The sequence below is a fragment of the Pseudoalteromonas peptidolytica genome (assembly GCF_012641745.1).
Lineage (GTDB): Bacteria > Pseudomonadota > Gammaproteobacteria > Enterobacterales > Alteromonadaceae > Pseudoalteromonas > Pseudoalteromonas peptidolytica.
On the sequence record NZ_WEHZ01000030.1, the window covers coordinates 33,589 to 56,411 of the forward strand.

Here is a 22,823-nt window from a genome sequence, read left to right on the forward strand (position 1 = left end):
CTTTGCTGAGCATGGCGATATTATTTTCAAAACTAAAACACCATCAACCACTACAAAAAGTCATTGTTCATTCGATAGATTTGGCGCTTTATCAGGTGAGTGTAGTTGTAAACAACGTAGAATATTATGTCAAAGAGGAAAATGGTGAGTTTTTAAAAGCACATAACCCACTGCAAATTCAAAAACGTCTGTCTGATATTAGCTACGTGGAAATGGTGATAAGGCATCAAAGTGCCTACGATGAAATGATAGGGCATCCCGTCTCGGCTAGCGATAACACCTTGGAAGTTCCCTTCGGTCGAAATGGGCTATTTTAGCCCACCGTCAGGTTATGCCTCATTGACAACGAAGCATATGAGTAGACAGTACGTCTGCAACAGCCGTTGCAAAGTCACGCTGGTGATTGATCCCATACTGTAACAACCTAGTGTCTTTGAGCGCACAGTTTTTTGGCCGCTTGGCGTCACCACTCGGTGTCGCTTGTGAAGTCACAAGATAGCTTGGCACATCTAGTATTTGCGCCATGATCGTCGCCATCTCGTATTTAGTGAATGCTTGATTGCCACTAATATGGATGATTCCTGTCACGTCTGGGTTGGCGATAATATCATTGAGCGTTAATGCAATATCATCGACATGTGTTGGATAACGGATAGCCCAGTGGTCATGGCTAGCACTTGGGGAATCAAGTAGCTGCTGGGCGATAATCGTGACCGCAGACTCTTCCAATGTCGTCACTTCTCCATATAACACCGGCACCCTAACAATGGTATGTAACTCACTGTCCGCTATAATTGCTCGTTCTGCAGCTTGCTTTGTTTCACCATAAAAATTAATCGGGTGCGTTGGGTCTGACTCAAGGTATGGGGGGGATGTACCGTCAAAAACATAATCGGTACTGATAAAGAAAAAGCGGATCCCCCGTTGGCGGCATGTTTTAGCTAGAAACTCTGTTGCAGCCACATTGAGTGCCAACGTCCCTTGGTGGTCACGCTCACAGTACTCGGGTCTTCTTTCGGCAGCGGCGTGGATCAAGTAGTCAGGCTGGTGTGTGTCTAAAAAGCTTAGCACCGCTGTTTGATCTCCTAAGTCTAATTGGTGTAACGGGGCCACTGCACGGCTAAAACCACACCCAATAACTGTGTGGTGGTGGCTTATTTTTTGGCACAGTGCGCGACCAAGTAAACCTGTTGCACCTGTGATCATAACAGTCGACATGATGATGCTATCCTTTATGAAAAAAGAGTTTGTACAGTAGCAAAATCGCAATAAAAACTACAGGTTCATATTGGTTTGCGTTAAGTTAATGTCAGGACAAAGAACAAGGAAAAAAATGAATAAAAAAGTTTTGTTGGCAAGCCTAGTCATATTCTCCTCACACGTACCTGCTGCACAAATATGGATGAAAGGCAGTGACTGTGACATTAACGAGAGTGCAACGGTTATCAATGTTTTTCGGCAGCACTTTGATTCAATCACAACGTTAATGGGAAAAGAACCCCGTAGAGAGCAAATAGAAACAGTCGCCACTGACTTGCTAGATGGAGTAAAACGGTCACTATTTGAGGCGCTGATCGAGAAATCTGAAGAGCAAGGTCGCGACCTAATCATAGACAAAGTAGTGCTAAAAGAGAGGTTAAAAGATAATGGAAAACTTGTCGCTGTATCAGGGCGCATATTTGCTTATCCTGTGACAGCATGCCGCACAAAAACAGCCATCACGGCTGATAATTATGAAATGATTACCGCGACCGCTTTTTCCAAAAAGACACACACAGTTTCATCTCAAATTACAATTGATCTTAACGCCAAGCGTGCTGAGCAAAAGGTGACCCAAGTTAAAGATACCGCAATTACACCCACAGAGGTATTTGGGATAGCTTTGGGTGACACCTTTACTGCCGCAGAGCAGCAAATAGGGCGTTTTACACTCGTATGGCCGGTTAACAGTCACCAAAAACTAGCCACGATTGGCCGTAACCACGCATTCTTGTTTGAACACGACAAGCTGGTAGGTTATCAATATGCGTTTACCTTATTGCCCGTAGCATTGGCAAACTTAATTAATATCCACGATATTGATGCCAAGGTGCAAGTCGAAGATGAGTCTCTTGCTATTATCAATCGACCTTTAAGCCAACATCATGTCTCTGCGCTAACTGCACGCTATGCTCATGTCGCTTTCTTTCAAGAGGGGAGATATACCAAAACTCCAAACACTAAGTTGTCTGAGTTAACGATAGGCCGCTTTCACATTGATGAGCCGACTACGCCACCCTGTTATCAAGGTAAAACAGATATAGACTTGTTTATCGAGCAGCAGCAATCTCATCTTATTCAATGGCAAGATGTTGAACACAAAACAATATTGTATACGGGGTGCCATCAGCTTATGGAGTTGAACAAGTTAGGTAAAGTAACCTCAGTAAAACTACAAGAAGCATGGTCTTTGCGTAATGCCAACTTGATTGGTTTGGCATCAATATCTCAGGTGCTATTACCATGGCAGTTTTATGGTATTAGTTATCTTGATCCACAAAGTGCGGCGTCAAAACTAGGTAAAGTTGAGCGTTTTTATGACACCATAGAGGTGGCTGCACCCAAGTGGGTGGGTCACTTTAAGGCATACGAAGGGCAGTTGGTTTCAGCTGAATTTGAGAAGATGTAGGAGCATGACGCCCCTACACTTACATCATGGCGGTTAAGCCGTTTGCTCAGTGAGCGGCTTTTCTGATTGTTTCTCCCAATGCTTGGTTTTTAATCCAAGCACACCTACAAAAACACCAATACCGATTGTGAATAGTGCAATTTGCAGATAGAGGTTTGGAAGATCAGCGATATTATTAGGGTCGAAGCTGCCTGCTAGTAGACCTGAGAAAATATTTCCAATAGAGTAAGTTAGTACGAATACCCCCATCATCTGTCCAGCAAAGCGCTTTGGAGATAACTTACTGACTGCACTAAGTGCAACCGGGCTTAGACATAGCTCGCCAACCGTATGAAGAAAATAAGTTGTGATCAGCCACATAGGTGCTACTTTCAAGCCCTGTGCAGCATATTGAGAAGCGAAAAACATGACAATAAAGCCACTTGCCATAATAAGTAATCCGATTGCACATTTAATACTGTAGGTCGGCGTTACCATACGCTTAGCTAAGTTAATCCAAAGGGCGGCAAAAAACGGTGATAAGATAATGATGAAAAAAGCGTTAGTTGACTGAAACCAAGCTGTAGGAATACTGAAGCTGCCGATCAGGCGGTCTGTATAATCTCGGGCGAATAAGTTCAGCGATGAACCTGCTTGTTCAAAGCCAGACCAAAAGCACGTTGAGGCTACGCAAACCAAAAATAATGCCCACATACGGCGCTTTTCATTGTCATCTAAGTTACCAGCAAAGTAAATGTAGCCATAGTACAAGAAAAAGGTGATCGTAAAGGCGATAGCGACATATTTTGCCAGTATAACGGGGTCGATGATCAGTACACCGGTAAAGGTGGCAATTGTCACAGCAGCAACAGTCGCAACGGCAAGGGCGATTGCGCTCCAAGCTTTAGTACTTTGGCTGGCTGACATAGGGTTAGTTGGAACATGGCCAACAGTTGCAATGTGACGACCTGTTAAGCGGTAGGTGATAAGGCCAATAGCCATACCCACAGCCGCAGCGCCAAACGCCCAATGCCATCCGATATTTTCCATAAAATAGCCACAGACCATATAGCCAATCACAGAGCCTAAGTTGATACCCATATAGTAAATGGCATAGCCACTATCTCGACGATTGTCTTCATCACTATAAAGTTGGCCAACCATTGCGCTGATGTTGGGCTTTAATAACCCAGTCCCACAGGCAACAAAAATGAGCCCGACAAAAAAAGAAAATTGGCTGGGTATGGCAAGAATAATATGGCCGATCATAATGATAATACCGCCATACCAAACGGCACGTTGGCCACCGAGCAAGCGGTCAGCTATCCAGCCTCCAGGTAACCCTAAAAAATAGACCGAGCCGGTATAGAGACCATAAATTGCAGCAGCTGATGCAACTGTAAAACCAAGTCCTTCTTGTTGTAAGGTGGCGGTCATAAAAAGAACGAGCATGGCGCGCATGCCATAGTAACTCATGCGCTCCCACATCTCAGTGAGAAAAAGAGTGAGTAGGCCTTTGGGATGGCCAAAAAAGCCCACATCACTTGTGGTGTCCTGTGATGACATAATTTACTTCCATTATTATCGTTTTTTGGAAGTCAATATTAGTACGTTATTCGAGCACTGAATGCAACCACAGTAGAGAAACATTACATCATGTTTTTTAACATCTGTATGTTATCTATTTCTATATTTGCTAATCCTTGATAGCGGTATTGAGTAAAGTTATTGCGCAGCCAGACGCTTGATGCACCTGCGCGATGTGCACCTTGGACGTCCGTATCTAGGCTATCACCTACATGGAGTAACTGTTCTGGTGTAATATTAAAATGCTGACAAGCAAGGTGATAAAGTTCAGGGTGAGGTTTAGCACGACCATCAATGCCAGCGCGAAGCACTAAGTCAAAGCTATTCCTTAGGTTAAATTTCTCTACCTCTACATTACCGTTTGTGATGGCGATAATATGAAACTTACGACGTAATTGTGTGAGTAAGTCGATAACGGAGTCGCTGACGACGATATTGCTACGGGCATCTGCAAACGCTTGGTAAGCACGTTGAGTAGCATCTGTTGCTGCATCATGTTCATATCCCAGTATGGTGAAACCGAGATGGAGAGCAGCTTGACGCCATCGAGTGGCGTTTTCCGCCAGCGTCCGGTCTTGTTTGAGCGCTTGATCACGACACTGTAACCAAAATGTTTCCCCTTTGGCACGCCATTTTGGGATAGCGTTGAGGTGATCGGTCATTGCTTGAACCGCAGCAATAATAATTGGGCGGTTATCGTATAGCGTGTCGTCTAAATCAAAACTAATCGCGCGGATAGTTGAAATAGGCTTATTAAATCGCATGATTACTCGTCTTTTTGTTTTTTCGCTCTAGGGTGAGCACTATCATACACTTTTGCTAGATGTTGAAAATCTAAATGGGTATAGACCTGCGTGGCTGACAAACTAGCGTGACCAAGCATTTCTTGGACTGCTCGCAAGTCGCCACTAGACTCAAGTAAATGGGTGGCAAAAGAGTGTCGCAGTTTATGTGGATGAATAGGTGTACTTATCCCTTGCTTCAGCCCCCATTCTTTCATCCTTGCGCGCACATGCCGTGGACTTATCCGGCGCTTTAATTTGCTGACAAAAAGCGCGGGCTCTTCTGGCGGAGCATACTGTGAACGGATATTCAGCCAGTCGTCTAATGCGTTGAGCGCTTTGCCCCCAACGGGAACAATACGGGTTTTACCACCTTTACCTAACACTCGGATCTCGCCATCTTTCACATCCAATAGGTTTGCACCAACTAACTCGCTAAGCCGTAACCCACTGGAGTACATTAATTCCATCATGGCTTTATCACGAACAGCTAAAGCATCATCGGATGGAATTTCTAATAATTGTCCCATTTGGTCGACATCAAGATTTTTTGGTAATGGCTTTTGAAATTTAGGGCCTCGGATCCCTTGTGCCGGGTTTACGACAGCTTGCTTTGATTGCGATTTTAGTTTTAGAAACTTGTATAAACTGCGGATACAGCTGAGTTTGAGGTTGATGGTTCTGGGGTTGTAATTTTGGCTTCGCAGTTTCATGCTGTAGCGACGGATCTGTTCGCCACTAACTTGTTGCCAAGCACTGGCGTACTGGCAAAAATATAAGGCTGCTTGAGTGAGTTGCGTCCGATACTGGTTCAAGGTGTGCTCAGAGTAGTGCTTTTCATGGCGAAGGTGTGCCATAAAGGCGGTGATTGGCTCTACCCATTCATCGGTTAGCGGCGTTTGGGTCATGCCAGCGCTTCGAGTTTTAGCGTTAACGTTTGGATAAATGCTGCGATCAACATATTATCATGCTGTGGTGAGAAGTGTTCAGCTGAGCGGCTAGCAAACGCGAGAATGTAGTTCCCTTGTTCCGATGCCGAAATGCGATATAGTGCAACGGAGCCAACCTCAAAGTCGCTAAATAGTTGTGCTGCAAATTGCTGGCTGATACGACCGAGATAGCAGTTACTGCTGGTTAGCTTCGCTGTAACCAATTCAGACACTGAGTCGTCAATACTGATAAGCTTACATTGAATGTCGCTGTAGGCATCAAAGCGTTGTGCCAATGTGTCATTAATCGCGTTTAGCTCCGTACAGCGCATGATGGCCAGCTGGCATTGCGTAAGCTGCTTGAAGATCAGCTCATTGGCCGTTGCATGTTCAATCATGTCGCGGATCTGCTGTTTTAGCGTGTCGACTTCCTGTCGCAACAGGCGCTGTTGATGCAAGGAAAGGTCAGGTAATCCTTGCTGTTGGTGGTGTAATTTCAACTCCAACATAAGATAGGGATGGCGCAATAAAAAGTCAGGGTGCGCGCGTAGGTATTCTACAACGTGTTGCTCTGTCACCTCGCTTTCTTTTTGGGTCATATCGCTATTTGTCCATCAAAAACGTGTTCCGCCGGTCCGGTCATTTTCACCACTTGGCCTTGACCTGCCCAGCGCACCTGCAAGCTGCCGCCAGGTAGGTCAACCCTAACCGTTTCATCCAGCTTTCCTTGCATAATACCGGTAACTACAGCAGCGCAAGCGCCAGTGCCACATGCCAAGGTTTCACCCGCACCGCGTTCCCACACCCGTAACTTTATATACTCTCTAGATACGACTTCCATAAAGCCGATGTTGGCTTTTTGTGGAAATCGTTCATGGTGTTCTAGTAAAGGACCAAGCGTGTGAACATCTGCGGTGTCAATACTGTCCACAATGATTACACCATGTGGGTTGCCCATCGATACGGCACTACAGAACACGGTATGTTCATCAGCTCTTAAAATATAGGTGTTTTCTTGCTTATTTGCACGAAACGGAATGGCTTGTGGATTCGAATTTGGCTTGCCCATATTGACTGTCACTTGACCGTCTTTCTCGATGTACAGAGTAATATTGCCCCCTTTGGTGGATACATTCACCTTGTGCTTATTGGTGAGTCCCTTCATCCGTACGAAACGGGCAAAGCAACGGGCACCATTACCGCATTGTTCAACTTCATTACCGTCAGCATTAAAAATACGATAATGAAAGTCCAAGTCGGGAGAGTAAGGCGCCTCGACCATTAATAACTGGTCAAAGCCAATGCCAAAATGGCGATCTGCAAGCTTTTTTATTTGGTCTCGAGACAAGAATACATTTTGAGTGACATTATCTATCACCACAAAGTCATTGCCTAAACCGTGCATTTTTGAAAAGTTTATAAACATAGAGTGGTTATCTTTTGGTATAAAACCATGTCCTCACTTTGCTAATACTTTGCCATGGATACATCGACTAGGGAAGCGGCTTAATGTAAAGCTTTATGCTGCCCCCTAGGTTATGTACTAAGTTGGGTTATTGTGGCAGTAGTTGTTCATATTGCCACAGAGACTCTAGTGGTTCTCTTTGGCGAATTAAGTGATGCTGGTCGTTATCCACCATAACTTCTGCACAACGAGGGCGAGAGTTATAATTTGAGCTCATGGTAAAGCCATAGGCACCAGCACTGCGTTGTGCTAATAGATCACCTGCTTTTAGTTTTAGTACTCGGTCTTTACCTAAAAAGTCACCTGTTTCGCATACAGGGCCAACCACGTCATAATTTATCGACTCTACATCGTCTCGCGGCGTGACTGGCACAATATTTTGCCAAGCTTGATATAGCGACGGGCGCAGCATATCGTTCATGCCGGCATCAACAATTGCAAAGTGCTTGTGTGCAGTTGGCTTAATAAATTCGACTTTAGTGACTAGAACCCCCGCATTTGCCGCGATGGCACGACCGGGTTCAAAAATAAGTTCTAGATCAGTAAATTGCTCCAGTCTGGCTTTAATTTCTGCAGCGTATGCACTCGGGTGCGGTGGTTTTTCACCATCATATGGTACACCAAGGCCGCCACCAATATCCAAGTGATGTAAGTAAATCCCCGCTTTTTCCAGCTGTGTGATTAGCGCAAGCACTTTATCTAAAGCGGCTAAAAATGGATTAACCTCAACTAACTGAGACCCGATGTGGAAGTCGATCCCAACTACTTTTAAGCCAGGTAGGGCATAGGCGAGCTGGTACACATCAAATGCAGCCTTGATATCAATACCAAACTTATTTTCTTTCAAGCCCGTCGAAATGTAAGGGTGAGTCTTCGCGTCAATATCCGGGTTTACGCGCAATGAAACAGGCGCGATTTTATCTAGCCTAGTCGCTACTTCACTGATCCGGTGAAGCTCTGCAATCGATTCAACATTAAAACACTTTATACCAGTATCAAGCGCAAACGCGATTTCATCTTCTGTTTTTGCGACACCAGAAAAGACGACTTTTTGTGGATCTCCACCGGCTTTAAGTACACGAGCAAGTTCACCCTTTGACACAATATCAAAACCAGAACCAAGCTGAGCTAAGACATTCAAGACGGCAATATTGGAGTTTGCTTTTACTGCATAGCACACTAAGTGGGGATGACCGGCTGCGGCATCCGTAAAAGCGTGATAATGCCTAACGAGGGTTTTTTTCGAATAGACATAACAGGGAGTACCATATTGCTTGGCTATATCGCTAATCGAGACATCCTCTGCAAATAACTTACCATCTCGGTAATTGAAATAATCCATTTTAACGCTCCTGTTGTTCTGCTGCAGGCTGGTTTGCTTGTTCTACTTTCGATTGGTTTGATTTTTTAGCCTGTTGCTCAGGCAAATAAAGCGGACCGCTTTGACCGCAACCCGATAATCCGATTAAAGTAGTAAAAACAAGTGCCGTTACGCTAAATTTATAAGGTGTCGCTTTCATTAGATAATTCGTGTCAGTGCCTTTATAATCGCAGAGTAACAGAATTGATAAAAAAAGCAGCTTTTCGCTATTGAAATTTCGTCTTCATCAAATTGCTCAAATAGCGAGTTAAGCTTAGGCACCATGCCGTAGTGCGTCAGTAAGAGGAAATCACGATGACAGAAAGTGAATATCATGAGTTAGCCGATGCGCTAATGTTGACTATTGAAGAGCAGATCGATGATTGTGACGCTGATTTAGATTACGAATCAGCAGCGGGAATTCTAGAGATTATTTTCCCTGACAAGAGCAAAATTGTTATCAACAAACAAGCACCATTGCACCAAGTATGGGTGGCGACTAAGTTTAATGGTCATCACTTTGAATTGAGTGGTGATCAGTGGATTGATAATCGCTCCGGTGCTGAGTTTTGGCAATTTATGAGCGACGCAGCCACGAAGCAAGCAAACACCCCTATAGAGTGGCAGCACGATTGATGTTGGAGTTTGTAGAACACCCCGCCGTGGGAGAGCATAAAGCGAGCATCATTTGGTTACATGGCTTGGGCGACTCAGGTAATGGCTTCTTACCGATTGCACCTGAGCTAAACTTACCAGGTGAATTAGGCGTACAATTTATTTTTCCACATGCACCAGAGCAGCCGGTCACCATAAATGGTGGTATGGTCATGCGTGCTTGGTATGATATTAAATCATTTGATCTGGATAAAAGAGCGGATGAGCAAGGTGTGCGAGACTCTTCAGCTCAGGTTGAAGCGTTAATTCAGGCACAGTTAGATAAAGGTATTCCAGCTAACCGTATTATTCTTGCTGGGTTTTCTCAAGGTGGCGTGATTGCGCTTCATCTTGCACCGCGTTTGGCTGTAAAACTAGCTGGTGTCATGGCACTATCTACTTATATGTGTGTGCCTGAAAAACTGAGTGCAGAAGCGAAGCAAACTGAACTTGCGATTTTTATGGCACACGGTAGTGCAGATCCAGTGGTTCCAGTGTTTGCTGGTGAACAAGCCTTTAATACATTAAAGCAGCAAGGTTATGAGGTAAGCTGGCAAGACTATCCCATGGAGCATCAGGTTTGTCTTGAAGAATTAAAAGCCATTCGTGCTTGGCTTATTGAAAGACTGAGTGATTAATATCACTTAGTATCACATGCAGGTGACAGATACAGGAGCAAAGCAATGTCACAAAAAATTGTCATAAAAACGTCGGTGAGTAAGCAGCCTTCAAAGCCCTCAGCGGTGACCTATCAATGGCACTGGAAGCGCATTTTTATGGCAACGGTGGCATTTGCTGGCATTGCAACTGCGGGTGTCTACGGTGTCGTCAACAGTGTGAATGCTGACGAAGATGATGGCCAAGTTGTCGCCGCCACGATTGATATCGACAGCGCTGATGATATGGCTGTAGCGTTAGACACGAGTGAGGCTCTACCTAGTGTAGCGCAAGGAACAGCTGACAATGAATCGCCTGTTACAGCTGTGCTTACCACGAATACCGCTTCAGATCTTGCATTGAATGAAGTGGTGCAGCAACCTGTTGGAGAAACAGAAACAGAAACAGAAACAGAAACAGAAACAGAAACAGAAACAGAAACAGAAACAGAAACAGAAACAGAAACAGGGCAGATAAAGCGATTTAACCCAGATGCGCAGGTAGCAAGCGTAGCGCTGGGAGCAAAGATTGATACACAATTTATTAGTCGAGCGGTGTTAACCACGATGGTTGATAATCGCGAGCCGACTAATGTACTCAAAGACATTATCTCCGCAGCGCAAATCAAAGAGAAACTTTACTTTTTCACTGAAGTACATGCTCTCAAGGGGGAGCTTGTATCGCACTTGTGGTTTCATCAAGATGAATTAATGGCTGAAGTTGAACTACCTATTGAAGCGATGCGTTATCGAACCTACTCGAGTAAAAATATTATGCCGAGTCAAACTGGCGACTGGCGAGTTGAAGTAGTAACGAATGCTGGACAGTTATTAGCACAGAAGTCATTTCGCATCGTTGATAATACACAGCAATGATCTGACCCACTCATGCTGAGGCCGTTCATTTGTGCGGCCAAGTTACCAAATATAAGAATATACAGCGACGCTTTGAGTTGCTGTACTAACGCAAAAGGCAAATCATGACAGAACAAGTTTCCGTATTACGTATTGCGACTCGTAAAAGCGCGTTAGCGCTTTGGCAAGCTGAGTTTGTAAAAGCTGAACTTGAAAAACACCATGCAAACTTAAAAGTAGAGCTTGTGCCAATGTCGACGAAAGGCGACAAAATCTTAGATACACCTTTGGCCAAGATCGGCGGTAAAGGGCTTTTTGTAAAAGAGCTGGAGCAGGCAATGTTAGAGGGCAGAGCTGACATTGCTGTGCACTCAATGAAGGACGTGCCTGTTGATTTTCCTGAAGGGCTAGAACTGCACACTATTTGTGAGCGAGAAGACCCAAGGGATGCGTTTGTATCTAATACTTATGCGTCACTGGCAGAGCTACCAAAAGGTGCAATAGTGGGCACTTCTAGTTTACGACGCCAGTGTCAAATTCGAGCGGCACGTCCTGATCTGGTAATTAAGGACTTGAGGGGGAATGTGAACACCCGCCTAGCCAAGTTGGACGCCGGTGAGTTTGATGCCATTATTTTGGCCGCAGCGGGACTTATCCGTCTAGAAATGATTGATAGAATCGCAAGCTATATTGAGCCTGAAGCTTCGTTACCGGCAAATGGTCAAGGCGCGGTGGGCATTGAGTGTCGTAGCAATGATGCACAGACCAAAGCCTTTTTAGCACCACTTGAACATACTGACACGCGCATTCGTGTACTTGCTGAGCGAGCAATGAACCGTCGTTTAGAGGGGGGCTGTCAGGTTCCAATCGGTGCGTACGCTGAAGTTTCGGGTGATCAAGTACACTTACGAGGTCTAGTCGGTGCAATTGATGGTAGTGAAATCTTGCGTGGTGAGTGCCGTGGTACTGTCGCAGAGGCTGAGCAACTTGGCATTCAACTCGCCGAATCGTTACTTGCACAAGGAGCAGACAAGATTTTAGCTGAGGTTTATAAGGACGCTTAAATGAAAGTTGCGCTGACTCGACCTGTTGGAAAATCTGAGCCGTTATCTGGGTTATTGTCACAGCAGCAGATAAGCTCTGTGATTTGCCCTGTACTAAGGTTAAATGAAGTCGCGGTTAGTGACGCGGCTCAGGCGATGATACATGAAGCCGAGTTAGCCATTTTCGTATCACCAGATGCAGTGCGCTATTTTAGCCAATTAGCAGTACCATTAGCGGGGCATTGCGCAGCCTTTGCTGTTGGTGAAGGCACGGCCGATGCTATACAGCAAACTCTTAATATCAAGGCTAAATATCCTAAGCAACCAGACTCTGAAGGGTTGCTTGCACTTCGGCAGCTGTCGTCGGTTGAGGGTAAACGTGTATTGTTGGTTAAAGGCAAAAGTGGGCGTCCCGTTATTGCCCAAACCCTCAAAGCAAGAGGTGCCATCGTTGATAGCTTGGCGGTGTATGAGCGCACAGCGGTAAAGGATACCTCGGATAGCTGGTTAGACCACTGGCGAAGCCAGCAGATTGAAGGTATAGTCATTACCAGTAACAGTGCAGCGGATGCGATTTTTAATACGCAGTCGTCAGCAAGTAAAGATTGGTTGGCTCAGCGTACTTTCTTTGTTGTGAGCCAACGTATTGCTGAGCATGTACAGCAATCCTATAACATTGAACAGTCTCAAATTGTGGTATGTCATGGCCCTGATAATCGTGCCATCGCAGGGAGTATCATCGACTATACCAGGCAGCAAGGGCGCAAAATGACTCAGTCTGAATCGCAAACAAAGCATACAAATACTCAGCAAACACAAAGAGCAGTTGAGCAAACGGTCGCATCACATCAAGCAAAAACAAGAGTGAGTAAGGTTGCGCTCTTGGCGTTACTCGTCGCGCTTGGTAGTGGTACTGGTGCTGGCTATGTTTATCTACAGCAACAACAACAGTTGCAACAAACATTATTGGCTAATCAAGCAATTAGCGCGGAAAATCAGCTCCTAAGTACACAATTGAATGGCGCTAAATCACAACTTCAGCGGGTAGAAAAAGTGCTCGACTCGCTGCAAGGTGATGTCACAAAGCGATTGGCTGAGCAACAGCAAAATGTGGATACACAGCTTATGCAGACGCTTGCTAAGGCGCAGCAGCAAGTAAGTGGTGCAGTTGCCTCAGAAGCTTTATATTTACAGCGCTTAGCTACGTTTAAGGTTGCAGCAGAACAAGATTACCTTGGTGCTGTTGCTATCCTTGAGCGGTTGTTAGAGAGCTTAGCGTCTGAGTCCAACACCGCAGTGGTGAAACAGGCGATTGCCACCGACATTGCTACCTTGAAAGCTTTGCCCAAACCACAAACAGAGTCGCTCTATTTCGAGCTTCATGGCTTGCTGTCTCAGGTTGACGTGCTAACGATTAAAACCAAACAGATCCCCCAAACGAGTGTGAGTGAAGACGCTGTGTTATCGCAACAGGTTGATGATTGGAAAGCAAACTTACAGCGCTCTTGGCAGAGATTAGTTGATGACTTTATTACCATACGCCATCATGACGAAGTGATCATCGACCCGCTCCTTGATAAGAATGAACAGCTACTTATTCGCGCTCAGCTACGTGCTTATTTGACTCAGGCGCAAACGGCACTAATGGATCAACAAGCAGGCATTTATTTTAGTGCCCTTGATGGTGCAGCCGAAACACTGGCGCGTTATTTTGACACCCAGCACCCCTCGGTGAATGCGATGCAACAGGCGCTGCACAAACTAAGCCGCAGCGAAGTGCAACGCCAAGATTCTGTTGAACTAGCAACGCCTGCGGCTGTGAAGGGGTGGCTCAAATGATGGCAAAAATCATTACTTTCGTACTCATTTTCATTGCCTTAGCTGCGAGCCATCTACTGATTGATGAAAAAGGCTATGTGCTTATCTCCTTCAATCAAACTACGATTGAAGGCAGCATAGTGTCTTTCACTATCTTGTTATTACTCGCTATCACAGCTTTAGTGTTGCTGGGTAAGATAGTGCGTTGGTCGTGGCGTCACCTAATAAATACCAAAGGTCACTTTTCAAGAAAGCGTAAATTAAAAGCGCAGCAAGCTTGGGATGAAAGCTTGTGGCTATTAATTAATGGTGAAGTAGAGCAAGCCGCAACGTTGTTAGCAAAAACGCCGCAGCCAGATGAGCGTCAAGACTATGTTCGCGCCATCGCTGCAAAAGCAGCTTTGAAGCAAGGGGATATTGTTAAAGCCAATACTGAGTTAGAAGCGATATCCGATGATAACCAAGGACAGCTTGCGACGCTGTGGCTTGAAGCCAATAATAGTGAGCAAGCGTTGGCTTTATTAGATGACAAAATGTCAGCGGCGAAGCCAACCGCTGCGGTGCTAAGTGGGTATATTGCAGCATGTGTTGAGGCGCAGCAGTCTGAACAAGCCACGACACAAATTGCAAAGTGGCATAAAAAGCTAAATTGGAGTGATGCACAGTGGCAAACTCTGTTTGAGCGCTTGTTTACAGCCACACCAGAACAAGCTGACACTTTGTTTAATATGCTACCTAAAGCTGTAAAGGCACATGCAGTACCTGCGCTAACCAAAGTTAAGTTACAACAGGGGCGTATTGCAGAAGTCACTGGAGACTTGAAGAAGTTATTGAAGCAGGGTCAATATCATCAATTGGCTGAATATCTGCAATACAATACACAGGCTAACGCAGAGCTTAAATTAGCCTTACAACAACAGTTGAAGAAGCACCCTGATGATAAAGAGCTATTGTTTGCACTTGCGTGCCTTTGTAACGCAGAAGCGGATTATGAACTCGCCGCTAAGATTTTTGACTCATTAAGTGCCCACCCATGGGAAGCGCGCTGGAGTAAACAAGCTCAGCTCGCCTACGAAAAAATACATACCTACGAAAAAGCGTATTTAATCGCAAAATCGTAACAAACAGCCTGCCCAGCGATGTGCAGGCTTTTTTGTATTAAAGTTAGCTATACTCAAGACTGACATTTGTCCTTGCTATCTTAGGTTAGGTGCGTATGATCCCAAAAATTTTAACTGCAAATCGAGCCTCTTATGATCAATAACACACTTCCGCTATTAGATTTACATCGCCACTTAGATGGTAACGTTCGTGCGACAACGATTTTAGAACTTGGCCAGCAGTTTAATATGGAACTCCCTGCTACAGATATTGAAAGCCTGCGCCCCCATGTGCAAGTGTTAGACAATGCCCCCAACCTCATGGCGTTTCTTGAAAAACTAGATTGGGGTGTAAAGGTACTAGGTGACTACGGTGCTTGTCGCCGTATTGCAGTGGAAAATGTTGCCGACGCAGTTGCACAAGGTATTGATTACACTGAGTTAAGGTTTAGCCCTTACTACATGGCAAAAACCCATAATCTACACCCGCAGGGCGTGGTTGAAGCCGTAGTCGACGGAGTGCAAAGTGCAGTCAAGGGTCAAGACATTCAGGTTAACCTGATTGGCATTATGTCACGCACATTTGGTGTTGAGAAATGCCAATATGAGCTAGACGCGCTACTTGCCTTTAAGGAGCAGTTAGTTGCGATTGACCTCGCGGGTGACGAGCTGGGCTTCCCTGGCGAGCTGTTTATTGAACATTACAAACAGGTTCGTGATGCTTATCTTGGTGTGACCGTGCATGCTGGCGAAGCTGAGGGCGCGGTAAGTATCTGGCAAGCTATTAAGGAGCTTGGTGCAACACGTATCGGTCACGGAGTTAAAGCAATCCATGACCCTGCTCTGATGGACTATTTACGTGATAATCGTATCGGGATCGAGTCTTGCCTAACCAGTAACATCCAAACAAGCACTGTCGAAAGCTTAACCACGCATCCGTTAAAAGCATTTTTAGATCATGGCGTGTTGGCAACCATCAATACTGACGATCCTGCGGTTCAAGGTATTGAGCTAGATAACGAGTATAGCCATGCAGCTGCGGCGGCAGGTCTAGACTTGAGTGATATCCATAAAGCGCAGCGCAATGCAGTTGAGATTGCTTTTTTAAGTGAGGCCGATAAAAAAGCCTTACTTGCAAAGGAAGCCTAAATTGAACTAGCTGTGTGGGATTATCCCGCACAGCTAAGATAACTTTCTTTGAGTGCCGCAACCACTTGGCTACGCGTCACAATTCCTATGACTTTACCTTCGTTTATGACAGGATAAACCTTAGGGTTATTTTGCTGCATTCGCTGTGCTAGGTCGACAACGGTTGTTGCAGCTTCAACACTCAGGGCAGGCGTTGCCAGTAAATCTCCTACCTGCACTTTACCATCGCAAAAGTAGCTGGAATTAAGCAAAGGCTTGAGCATTTGCTGTTCTGATACAAATCCAACCAGATGACGCTGTGTATCTACCACAGGAGCACCAATTAAATGATGCTTTTGCAGCAAAGTAATGGCATCAGTAAGTTCAGTGTCAGCGGTTAGTGCTGGAAAATCGGGTGACATAATGTCACGAACATAGAGTTTACTCATCATACTTCTCGCGGTCTTTGTGTGTACGAAGAGAATAGCGGGCGAGTGACTTTTGGTAAAATGGATTGTTTTGATTGGTTTGTTCTGTTTTTTCAATGTGTGACTGACGACCAGTCACACATTGAATAAATTGCTATTAAATAACTTAGTTCTGGTTACTTAATAAACGCGAAGGCATCTGCGTACATAAACTCACGCTCTGCGCCATGGTTGATAAAATCATCACGCACGATGCCAATCATGTCAAAGCGCCCAGCCATATAGATGCTGTATGGCTCTAACGAAACAATATCTTTCATCACAGCTTGATGTACATAGCCGCGATGGCCTTGCCAAGCATCGCTGGCATTTTCTACTACAGGAATAAATTGAAAGTGTTTGTTGGATGATGCCCAAGCTTCCATTTCTGCTTTTGCATAAAGTGCTGACTCTTCTTTTACGCCCCAGTAAAACAGTACGGGTTGGTCGTATCCCGTTTCAGCCAGATAGTCAGCCATTGATTTTACGTAAGAAAATCCTGTGCCGCCCGCCAGTAATACTACTGGGCGGTTTTGATCCGTGCGTAACTGCGAGATGCCAAGACCCACCTCTAACTGTACGGTTTGCTTGGTATCAAATGCCTGACGTAGGTGCTCTAAAGATTGCATGGCATAAGAGTCTGCACCAGAGGCACCGATATGTAATTCCAGTTGATCTTGAGTCGATGGGCTACTGGCGATAGAAAAAGCGCGCTTGTCTTTTTCTCCAAGTACGACTTGCAGATAATGACCGGCTTCAAACTTGACTGTCTCTTCAGGTTTTAAAATAACTTTGTGAACAAATTCTGTAAGAGGTGTAATAGAAACAACCTCTGCTGCTAATACTTGCATACCTTACCTTTATTAAGCACGTGGCTAAAGTCTGTGCACTCTAGCATAGCTAAGTGAACAATGTTAGATGATATATGTCATTTGATGTCTATCCCGAGACTGTCCCAGATTTCATCAACACGTTGTTTTATCGTAGGATCCATCACAATAGGCTCCCCCCACTCGCGGTCAGTTTCTCCTGGCCACTTGTTTGTGGCATCCATGCCCATTTTGGAACCAAGTCCTGACACAGGCGAAGCAAAATCTAGGTAGTCAATAGGTGTGCTTTCAACTAGGGTGGTGTCTCTTGCAGGATCCATGCGGGTGGTAATAGCCCAGATCACATCATTCCAATCTCTTGCATTGACGTCATCATCACAAACAATCACAAACTTGGTGTACATAAACTGACGTAGGAAAGACCATACTCCCATCATGACGCGTTTAGCATGCCCCGGATACTGCTTTTTCATGGTGACGACCGCCATACGGTACGAGCAGCCTTCTGGTGGAAGATAAAAATCGACGATTTCTGGAAACTGCTTTTGTAGGATGGGAACAAATACCTCATTAAGGGCAACACCAAGAATCGCTGGTTCATCAGGTGGACGGCCAGTATACGTACTGTGGTAAATTGGATCTTTACGATGGGTAATATGAGTGACCGTCATCACAGGGAAGTCATCTACTTCATTATAGTAACCGGTGTGGTCGCCATACGGACCTTCTGGCGCGAGCTCGCCCGGTTGAATATATCCTTCTAAGACGATTTCGGCACTTGCTGGAACTTGAAGTTCGTTCGAGATAGATTTGACGACCTGAGTTTTGCTACCACGCAGCAACCCTGCGAATGCGTATTCACTCAGAGTATCCGGCACCGGCGTAACGGCGCCTAAAATAGTTGCTGGATCGGCGCCCAGTGCAACTGAGACCGGGTATGGTTCGCCCGGGTGCTCTTTACACCACTCTTGAAAGTCTAGTGCGCCACCTCGATGTGAGAGCCAGCGCATGATTATTTTATTTTTACCGAGTAGTTGCTGACGGTAAATTCCTAAGTTTTGGCGCTTTTTATAAGGGCCTCTGGTAACCGTTAAGCCCCAAGTAATCAAAGGTGCAGCATCACCGGGCCAACAGTGCTGGATAGGTAGCTTGGTTAAATCAACTTCATCACCACTAAGTACAACCTCCTGACATGGGGCTTTTTTTACCTCTTTGGCGGGCATATTTAACACTTGTTTAAATACCGGTATTTGACCCAGAGCTTCTTTAATCCCTTTGGGTGGCTCAGGCTCTTTTAAAAACGCGAGCAGTTTGCCAACCTCTCTTAGCTCGTTGACATCATTTTGCCCCATACCCATAGCAACACGTTTCGGGGTACCAAAAAGATTGGCTAAAACGGGAATATCGAAGCCGATAGGGTTTTCAAATAAAATGGCGGGGCCGCCGGCACGAAGCGTTCGGTCGGCAATCTCAGTCATTTCTAGTTTAGTAGAAATAGGCTGGGTGACGCGAACAAGTTCCCCTTGCTTTTCAAGCTGTTTTATAAAATCACGTAAGTCTTGGTATTTCATTGGCGCACTATGAGTTAAGTTTGGTTTAGTATATCAACTAAGTATATTTTTCCTAGCTGTACGAGTTGGAAGCGTAAATGGTTTAGCAAGCAAATTGACATTATTGCGAATTAGACCATATTTTCAGAATGCACCGTCTTGTCAGTTGGTTTGGTCAGGTGTATAAATTGTTATCTAAAGACGAGTGTGTTGAGTTTTTTTTCATGAAAAAAACAAAAGTCTACATGGCCTGAGGTTTGGATAAGGAATACGCTAAAACTGGCTGCTAAAAAAGCATCATTTATCCAAAGTATAGGGTACTTAATGCCAAAGTTAACGCAGTCTGCGTTGGGTTTACTCCCTTACATGGAGCGAATTTTAAGCGCAGTTGGTGTAAGATGTCGCTCACATGCCCTTTGCTCTATAGCTGCTGCAGTTAGATAAATCGATATCCTAAGGGGTCAGAGTTTGAAGTTGTTGTCGAAAATGCTTGGATGTCTGCTGTCGCTTGTTTGCTTGGGCGCAGGTGCAACTGAGCTGCCATATTATACTTTTTCCAACCATAGTGCTGTGATGCTAATCATTGACCCTGCCACAGGTAAAATTGTAGATGCCAATAAATCAGCAGCAGCGTTTTATGGTTATAGTGAGGCAACGTTAGAGCGTAAAGCTATTCAAGACATCAACTTATTTACTGCCGAACAAGTTGCTAATGAGCGTCAAGCCGCATTAAATGAGGGGCGTAATTACTTTATCTTTCAGCATCAAATCGCCGATGGCAGCATAAAAACGGTGAGCGTGCATTCCACACCTTTTGAAGACTTAAATGGCAACCCCAAGTTACTGTCAATCATTCAAGACATGAGCGAGCAGCGCAAATTACAACAAGACCTATGGCACTATCAAGCTAACCTTGAGCAACAAGTCCTGTTGCAGACGGAGAAGATCAAGCAAGCCAATATGGTACAAGTGGTGCTGCTAACAGCCGTAATTGCGGTTTTGATCCTCTCTATGGCGGTGTTGATGGCAGTATTGGTGAGGCTTAAGCGTTCTAATCAGCGCTCACAAGCGCAAGGGGCAAAGCTTAGTGCTATCTTCGATAGCATTAACGCCTACTTGGTTTTTACTGATGAAACCCATCACATAGAGGCCGTGAATGGCGCGGTACTAAAAGAGTTGGGAGAGTTTGATAGTTTAAAATCCCAATCTATCTATACCTTATTTGACGTGCTGGATTCAGAGCGCCTATTAGAAGAAGGCACGATAGAGTGTAAGTTAGATGAGCGCTTTGACTATTTAAACGTAAGGGTATTGTGTGCACCTGTTGTGAGTGAAAATCAGGCTAGGCTCGGGTTTATCTACGTTATACAAGATATTACCCTAGAGCTTGAGAATGAACGTGAGCAACGCTTAGCCAGCACAGTATTTGCCACAACATCAGAAGGTGTGCTGGTATCCGACAAACACAATCATATTCAGATGGTAAATCGTGCCTTTACTGAGATCACCGGCTACAGCGTAGACGAAGTTATCGGCCAGACACCGTCATTATTAAATTCAGGCAGGCATGATGATAGATTTTTCAACGGATTGTATGAAGACTTAATTCATAAAGGTCATTGGGAAGGGGAAATTTGGAACAAGCGTAAAAACGGCGAAATTTATCCAAGTTGGCTACAAGTGTCTTCTGTATTTAACGAAGCGCGAGAAATTGATATGTATGTTGCGCTTTTCAGTGATATTACGTCTAGAAAGCGCAATGAGCAGCTAATGTGGCAGCAGGCTAACTTTGATAGTTTGACGGGGCTGGCCAATCGTCATCATTTTCATGTGAAGTTTGACCTAGCGCTAAAGCGCGCTGCGCAATTAGACGAACGGATTGCGATTTGCTTTATCGATCTCGATCGATTCAAAGCAGTTAATGATACCCTTGGTCATCATATCGGTGATTTATTGCTAAAAGAAGCAGCAAGTCGTATCCATAAGTGCGTCCGCAGTTCTGACACGGTAGCGCGTCTCGGTGGCGATGAGTTTGCATTGCTACTGCAAGATGTCAGCTCAATTAGTGACTTGGAGCATATCGCGACAAAAATATTGCGGGCATTGGCAAACCCATTCCATTTGGAGGGACATGAGGCCTATGTGTCCGGCAGTATGGGGATCACTTTGTACCCTGATGACGGGGCTGATCGTAAAGTGCTATTGCGCAATGCCGACAGTGCGATGTATAAAGCAAAAGATCATGGTCGTGACTGCTTCCAATTTTATACCTCGGTTATGCACCAACATGCAAAGGCAAGAAGTGTGCTGGAAAGCGCCTTACACAAAGCGCTGTCAAACAGAGAGTTATCATTAGTATACCAACCGATTTTCGCCCAACTAGGCAGCGCAGAAGTAGTGGGCTGCGAGGTATTACTGAGGTGGAAAAGTGAATTATTAGGACATGTTTCTCCTGAGCAGTTTATTCCGGTATGCGAGGAATTAGGCCTTATTTTACCCATCGGTGAATGGGTGCTTTATCATGCTTGTTCACAGGCTAAAGCATGGCAAGACAATTATGGCAATCCTCTTTTTATTGCGGTTAATGTGTCCAGCATTCAATTTAAACGTCAAGATATGGTTGAGCTTGTCAAAAAAGTATTGAGAGACACAAAACTGGAAGCAAAGTATCTGACATTAGAAATTACCGAATCGGTGTTAGTTGATAATTCAGATAAAATATTGGCACAGTTAAAGGCGCTGCGAGCGTTGGGAGTCGAGCTGGCTATTGACGACTTTGGAACGGGGTACTCCTCTTTGAGCTATTTAAAGCGATTCCCCTTATCTAAGTTGAAGATAGATAGAACTTTTATCCGCGATCTGCCTGAAGACGAAGAGGACAAAGCGTTAGTTAGTGCTATTATTTTGATGGCACATAAACTCAATCTGAAAGTCATCGCTGAAGGGGTCGAAACTCCAGCTCAGTGCATGTTCTTAAAAGGGTTGCTATGTGATATGACACAAGGATATTTTCACTCTAAGCCGTTAAACCAGTCGGACTTTGAAGAAAATATACTGACAACTGCCTATCATAAGCAAAACCACAACTAGTTATTCGTAGTCTGGCAGTGATGGGTTTTACACAGCGTATCTAACGCAGCTTTGGCCTTGTGATTTCCTTGCTTTGCGGAAAGCTGTAACCAATGGATTGCCGCTGGAATATCTTTAACACCTCCTTCACCATCACGTAGCATAGTTGCGTAGTTATATTGTCCCCATGGATTGCCAGATTTAGCTGTATCGGCAAACCCCTGTCTTGCGGCTTCAAATTCTTCTCGATGATAAGCTCGAATCGCATCTTGGTTTTGTGCCGAAATGTTTGGCCCATGGTAAAGCGGTTTAGGCTTTTTAAATCTTGGCCTGACTACGCCGCCTAAAACATGAATACCAACAGGGCGATAGACTGACATTATCGTTTCATTATCTAGTAAATCCAGTAATTTACTTTTTTCTAGAGTCTGCTTTTGTGGTTTAAAGTAGCGGTCTGTCATTAGCATACTGACACGAATATCACGGGTAATATTGCGCATGGTACGGTAGGTAAATGCACCTGCTTTTACTTCTATATAGTCATCGGATAATGCGGTAACTTGCAGCACTTGGAAAGCTGGTTCATAAAGGTGCTGAGACCGTTTTGCAGTATCAAAGATAATAATATCATCCACCTCAGGTGCGTTTAATAAAGAACGATAACTAGAGATTTCCTGTTGCTGTCGGTGGTAAAAGTAAAGGCAAACAGTTAAAGCGATAAACACGGTGACAACCAGCTTATTGCGACTGATAAAGTCGAAGAGTGTGTCATAAACCGAAAATAATAAGTTTTTGATTTCCATATACTAATTATAATTGCATCAAAAGGTGTTGTTAAAATAGACAATAGATGAGAAAGGAACAAGCCTACTTGTCCCTTATA

General features: G+C 44.7%; 22 protein-coding genes. 10 read left to right on the forward strand and 12 right to left on the reverse strand.

The features are described 5' to 3' along the window. Positions 1-11: 11 nt before the first annotated feature. Positions 12-317, forward strand: coding sequence for a DUF6482 family protein (locus F9Y84_RS17185; protein ID WP_128731192.1), 306 nt, complete (start codon positions 12-14; stop codon positions 315-317). Positions 318-336: 19 nt separating this feature from the next. Here the strand turns inward: F9Y84_RS17185 and F9Y84_RS17190 are convergent, their stop codons facing one another. After that, a complete protein-coding gene (locus F9Y84_RS17190) occupies positions 337-1,218 on the reverse strand; it encodes a dTDP-4-dehydrorhamnose reductase family protein (protein ID WP_147389224.1) in 882 nt (293 codons plus the stop codon). Positions 1,219-1,333: 115 nt separating this feature from the next. Between F9Y84_RS17190 and F9Y84_RS17195 the strand changes: the two genes are divergently transcribed. After that, positions 1,334-2,668, forward strand: a complete 1,335-nt coding sequence (locus F9Y84_RS17195; RefSeq protein WP_147389223.1) for a hypothetical protein — start codon at positions 1,334-1,336, stop codon at positions 2,666-2,668. 33 nt (positions 2,669-2,701) lie between these two features. On the opposite strand, the gene F9Y84_RS17200 is transcribed toward F9Y84_RS17195, so the two are convergent. The 7 genes from F9Y84_RS17200 to lptM all read right to left on the reverse strand — a co-directional run bounded on the left by F9Y84_RS17200 (position 2,702) and on the right by lptM (position 8,930). After that, a complete protein-coding gene (locus F9Y84_RS17200) occupies positions 2,702-4,213 on the reverse strand; it encodes a peptide MFS transporter (protein WP_147389222.1) in 1,512 nt (503 codons plus the stop codon). Between the two features lie 83 nt (positions 4,214-4,296). Beyond that, positions 4,297-4,998 carry an HAD-IA family hydrolase gene (locus tag F9Y84_RS17205; RefSeq protein ID WP_128731195.1) on the reverse strand — a complete coding sequence of 234 codons (702 nt, stop codon included), beginning with the start codon at positions 4,996-4,998 and terminating at the stop codon, positions 4,297-4,299. A 2-nt stretch (positions 4,999-5,000) separates the two neighbouring features. Continuing rightward, positions 5,001-5,924: a tyrosine recombinase XerC gene (gene xerC / locus F9Y84_RS17210; protein WP_147389221.1), complete on the reverse strand. Its 924-nt coding sequence runs from the start codon at positions 5,922-5,924 to the stop codon at positions 5,001-5,003. Further along, positions 5,921-6,544, reverse strand: a complete 624-nt coding sequence (locus F9Y84_RS17215) for a DUF484 family protein (RefSeq protein WP_147389220.1) — start codon at positions 6,542-6,544, stop codon at positions 5,921-5,923. Before F9Y84_RS17215 ends, xerC begins: the two co-directional genes overlap by 4 nt. Then, positions 6,541-7,371 carry a diaminopimelate epimerase gene (gene dapF / locus F9Y84_RS17220; RefSeq protein WP_125253616.1) on the reverse strand — a complete coding sequence of 277 codons (831 nt, stop codon included), beginning with the start codon at positions 7,369-7,371 and terminating at the stop codon, positions 6,541-6,543. The genes F9Y84_RS17215 and dapF overlap by 4 nt, the downstream gene beginning before the upstream one ends. Before the next feature lie 127 nt (positions 7,372-7,498). Continuing rightward, the gene (lysA, locus tag F9Y84_RS17225; RefSeq protein ID WP_147389219.1) at positions 7,499-8,752 is read right to left on the reverse strand and encodes a diaminopimelate decarboxylase; all 1,254 of its coding nucleotides are present in this window, start codon (positions 8,750-8,752) and stop codon (positions 7,499-7,501) included. A gap of 1 nt (position 8,753) precedes the next feature. Next, positions 8,754-8,930: an LPS translocon maturation chaperone LptM gene (lptM, locus tag F9Y84_RS17230; protein WP_128731199.1), complete on the reverse strand. Its 177-nt coding sequence runs from the start codon at positions 8,928-8,930 to the stop codon at positions 8,754-8,756. A gap of 155 nt (positions 8,931-9,085) precedes the next feature. Between lptM and cyaY the strand changes: the two genes are divergently transcribed. The 7 genes from cyaY (at position 9,086) to add (ending at position 16,045) form a co-directional block, all read left to right on the forward strand. Continuing rightward, on the forward strand, positions 9,086-9,406 hold the full coding sequence (gene cyaY, locus F9Y84_RS17235; RefSeq protein WP_147389218.1) for an iron donor protein CyaY: 321 nt from the start codon (positions 9,086-9,088) through the stop codon (positions 9,404-9,406). Further along, entirely contained in the window at positions 9,406-10,062 is a 657-nt protein-coding gene (locus tag F9Y84_RS17240) for an alpha/beta hydrolase (RefSeq protein WP_147389217.1), read from the forward strand. Before cyaY ends, F9Y84_RS17240 begins: the two co-directional genes overlap by 1 nt. Positions 10,063-10,107: 45 nt before the next feature. Next, a complete protein-coding gene (locus tag F9Y84_RS21990) occupies positions 10,108-10,956 on the forward strand; it encodes a DUF2914 domain-containing protein (RefSeq protein WP_176033716.1) in 849 nt (282 codons plus the stop codon). A 104-nt stretch (positions 10,957-11,060) separates the two neighbouring features. Then, the gene (gene hemC, locus F9Y84_RS17250) at positions 11,061-11,999 is read left to right on the forward strand and encodes a hydroxymethylbilane synthase (RefSeq protein ID WP_128731202.1); all 939 of its coding nucleotides are present in this window, start codon (positions 11,061-11,063) and stop codon (positions 11,997-11,999) included. Then, entirely contained in the window at positions 12,000-13,817 is a 1,818-nt protein-coding gene (locus F9Y84_RS17255; protein ID WP_147389216.1) for a uroporphyrinogen-III C-methyltransferase, read from the forward strand. Next, positions 13,814-14,917 (forward strand): heme biosynthesis HemY N-terminal domain-containing protein, encoded by a 1,104-nt coding sequence (locus F9Y84_RS17260; RefSeq protein WP_147389215.1) that lies wholly within the window; start codon positions 13,814-13,816, stop codon positions 14,915-14,917. The genes F9Y84_RS17255 and F9Y84_RS17260 overlap by 4 nt, the downstream gene beginning before the upstream one ends. 132 nt (positions 14,918-15,049) lie before the next feature. Continuing rightward, a complete protein-coding gene (gene add / locus F9Y84_RS17265; RefSeq protein WP_147389214.1) occupies positions 15,050-16,045 on the forward strand; it encodes an adenosine deaminase in 996 nt (331 codons plus the stop codon). Positions 16,046-16,065: 20 nt separating this feature from the next. On the opposite strand, the gene F9Y84_RS17270 is transcribed toward add, so the two are convergent. The 3 genes from F9Y84_RS17270 to ubiD all read right to left on the reverse strand — a co-directional run bounded on the left by F9Y84_RS17270 (position 16,066) and on the right by ubiD (position 18,892). Next, entirely contained in the window at positions 16,066-16,473 is a 408-nt protein-coding gene (locus tag F9Y84_RS17270) for a CBS domain-containing protein (protein ID WP_147389238.1), read from the reverse strand. Positions 16,474-16,628: 155 nt separating this feature from the next. Next, positions 16,629-17,342, reverse strand: a complete 714-nt coding sequence (fre, locus tag F9Y84_RS17275; protein WP_147389213.1) for an NAD(P)H-flavin reductase — start codon at positions 17,340-17,342, stop codon at positions 16,629-16,631. A gap of 77 nt (positions 17,343-17,419) precedes the next feature. After that, positions 17,420-18,892 carry a 4-hydroxy-3-polyprenylbenzoate decarboxylase gene (ubiD, locus tag F9Y84_RS17280; protein ID WP_125253627.1) on the reverse strand — a complete coding sequence of 491 codons (1,473 nt, stop codon included), beginning with the start codon at positions 18,890-18,892 and terminating at the stop codon, positions 17,420-17,422. Between the two features lie 456 nt (positions 18,893-19,348). Between ubiD and F9Y84_RS17285 the strand changes: the two genes are divergently transcribed. Next, complete coding sequence (locus tag F9Y84_RS17285; RefSeq protein ID WP_147389237.1) at positions 19,349-21,961, forward strand: sensor domain-containing protein; 2,613 nt, start codon at positions 19,349-19,351, stop codon at positions 21,959-21,961. Here the strand turns inward: F9Y84_RS17285 and F9Y84_RS17290 are convergent. Beyond that, a complete protein-coding gene (locus F9Y84_RS17290) occupies positions 21,958-22,743 on the reverse strand; it encodes a tetratricopeptide repeat protein (protein WP_128731206.1) in 786 nt (261 codons plus the stop codon). The genes F9Y84_RS17285 and F9Y84_RS17290 overlap by 4 nt on opposite strands. Between the last annotated feature and the right edge of the window lie 80 nt (positions 22,744-22,823).

Bases quoted from the DNA above. Each gene is read 5' to 3' on its own strand.
- F9Y84_RS17270 (WP_147389238.1), bottom strand. From the start codon at position 16,473: ATGAGTAAACTCTATGTTCGTGACATTATGTCACCCGATTTTCCAGCA.
- F9Y84_RS17200 (WP_147389222.1), bottom strand. From the start codon at position 4,213: ATGTCATCACAGGACACCACAAGTGATGTGGGCTTTTTTGGCCATCCC.
- ubiD (WP_125253627.1), bottom strand. From the start codon at position 18,892: ATGAAATACCAAGACTTACGTGATTTTATAAAACAGCTTGAAAAGCAA.
- F9Y84_RS17215 (WP_147389220.1), bottom strand. From the start codon at position 6,544: ATGACCCAAAAAGAAAGCGAGGTGACAGAGCAACACGTTGTAGAATAC.
- F9Y84_RS17240 (WP_147389217.1), top strand. From the start codon at position 9,406: ATGTTGGAGTTTGTAGAACACCCCGCCGTGGGAGAGCATAAAGCGAGC.
- F9Y84_RS17185 (WP_128731192.1), top strand. From the start codon at position 12: ATGGCGATATTATTTTCAAAACTAAAACACCATCAACCACTACAAAAA.
- lysA (WP_147389219.1), bottom strand. From the start codon at position 8,752: ATGGATTATTTCAATTACCGAGATGGTAAGTTATTTGCAGAGGATGTC.
- F9Y84_RS17190 (WP_147389224.1), bottom strand. From the start codon at position 1,218: ATGTCGACTGTTATGATCACAGGTGCAACAGGTTTACTTGGTCGCGCA.
- lptM (WP_128731199.1), bottom strand. From the start codon at position 8,930: ATGAAAGCGACACCTTATAAATTTAGCGTAACGGCACTTGTTTTTACT.
- F9Y84_RS17290 (WP_128731206.1), bottom strand. From the start codon at position 22,743: ATGGAAATCAAAAACTTATTATTTTCGGTTTATGACACACTCTTCGAC.
- cyaY (WP_147389218.1), top strand. From the start codon at position 9,086: ATGACAGAAAGTGAATATCATGAGTTAGCCGATGCGCTAATGTTGACT.
- F9Y84_RS17260 (WP_147389215.1), top strand. From the start codon at position 13,814: ATGATGGCAAAAATCATTACTTTCGTACTCATTTTCATTGCCTTAGCT.
- F9Y84_RS21990 (WP_176033716.1), top strand. From the start codon at position 10,108: ATGTCACAAAAAATTGTCATAAAAACGTCGGTGAGTAAGCAGCCTTCA.
- add (WP_147389214.1), top strand. From the start codon at position 15,050: ATGATCAATAACACACTTCCGCTATTAGATTTACATCGCCACTTAGAT.
- dapF (WP_125253616.1), bottom strand. From the start codon at position 7,371: ATGTTTATAAACTTTTCAAAAATGCACGGTTTAGGCAATGACTTTGTG.
- xerC (WP_147389221.1), bottom strand. From the start codon at position 5,924: ATGACCCAAACGCCGCTAACCGATGAATGGGTAGAGCCAATCACCGCC.
- fre (WP_147389213.1), bottom strand. From the start codon at position 17,342: ATGCAAGTATTAGCAGCAGAGGTTGTTTCTATTACACCTCTTACAGAA.
- hemC (WP_128731202.1), top strand. From the start codon at position 11,061: ATGACAGAACAAGTTTCCGTATTACGTATTGCGACTCGTAAAAGCGCG.
- F9Y84_RS17205 (WP_128731195.1), bottom strand. From the start codon at position 4,998: ATGCGATTTAATAAGCCTATTTCAACTATCCGCGCGATTAGTTTTGAT.
- F9Y84_RS17195 (WP_147389223.1), top strand. From the start codon at position 1,334: ATGAATAAAAAAGTTTTGTTGGCAAGCCTAGTCATATTCTCCTCACAC.
- F9Y84_RS17255 (WP_147389216.1), top strand. From the start codon at position 12,000: ATGAAAGTTGCGCTGACTCGACCTGTTGGAAAATCTGAGCCGTTATCT.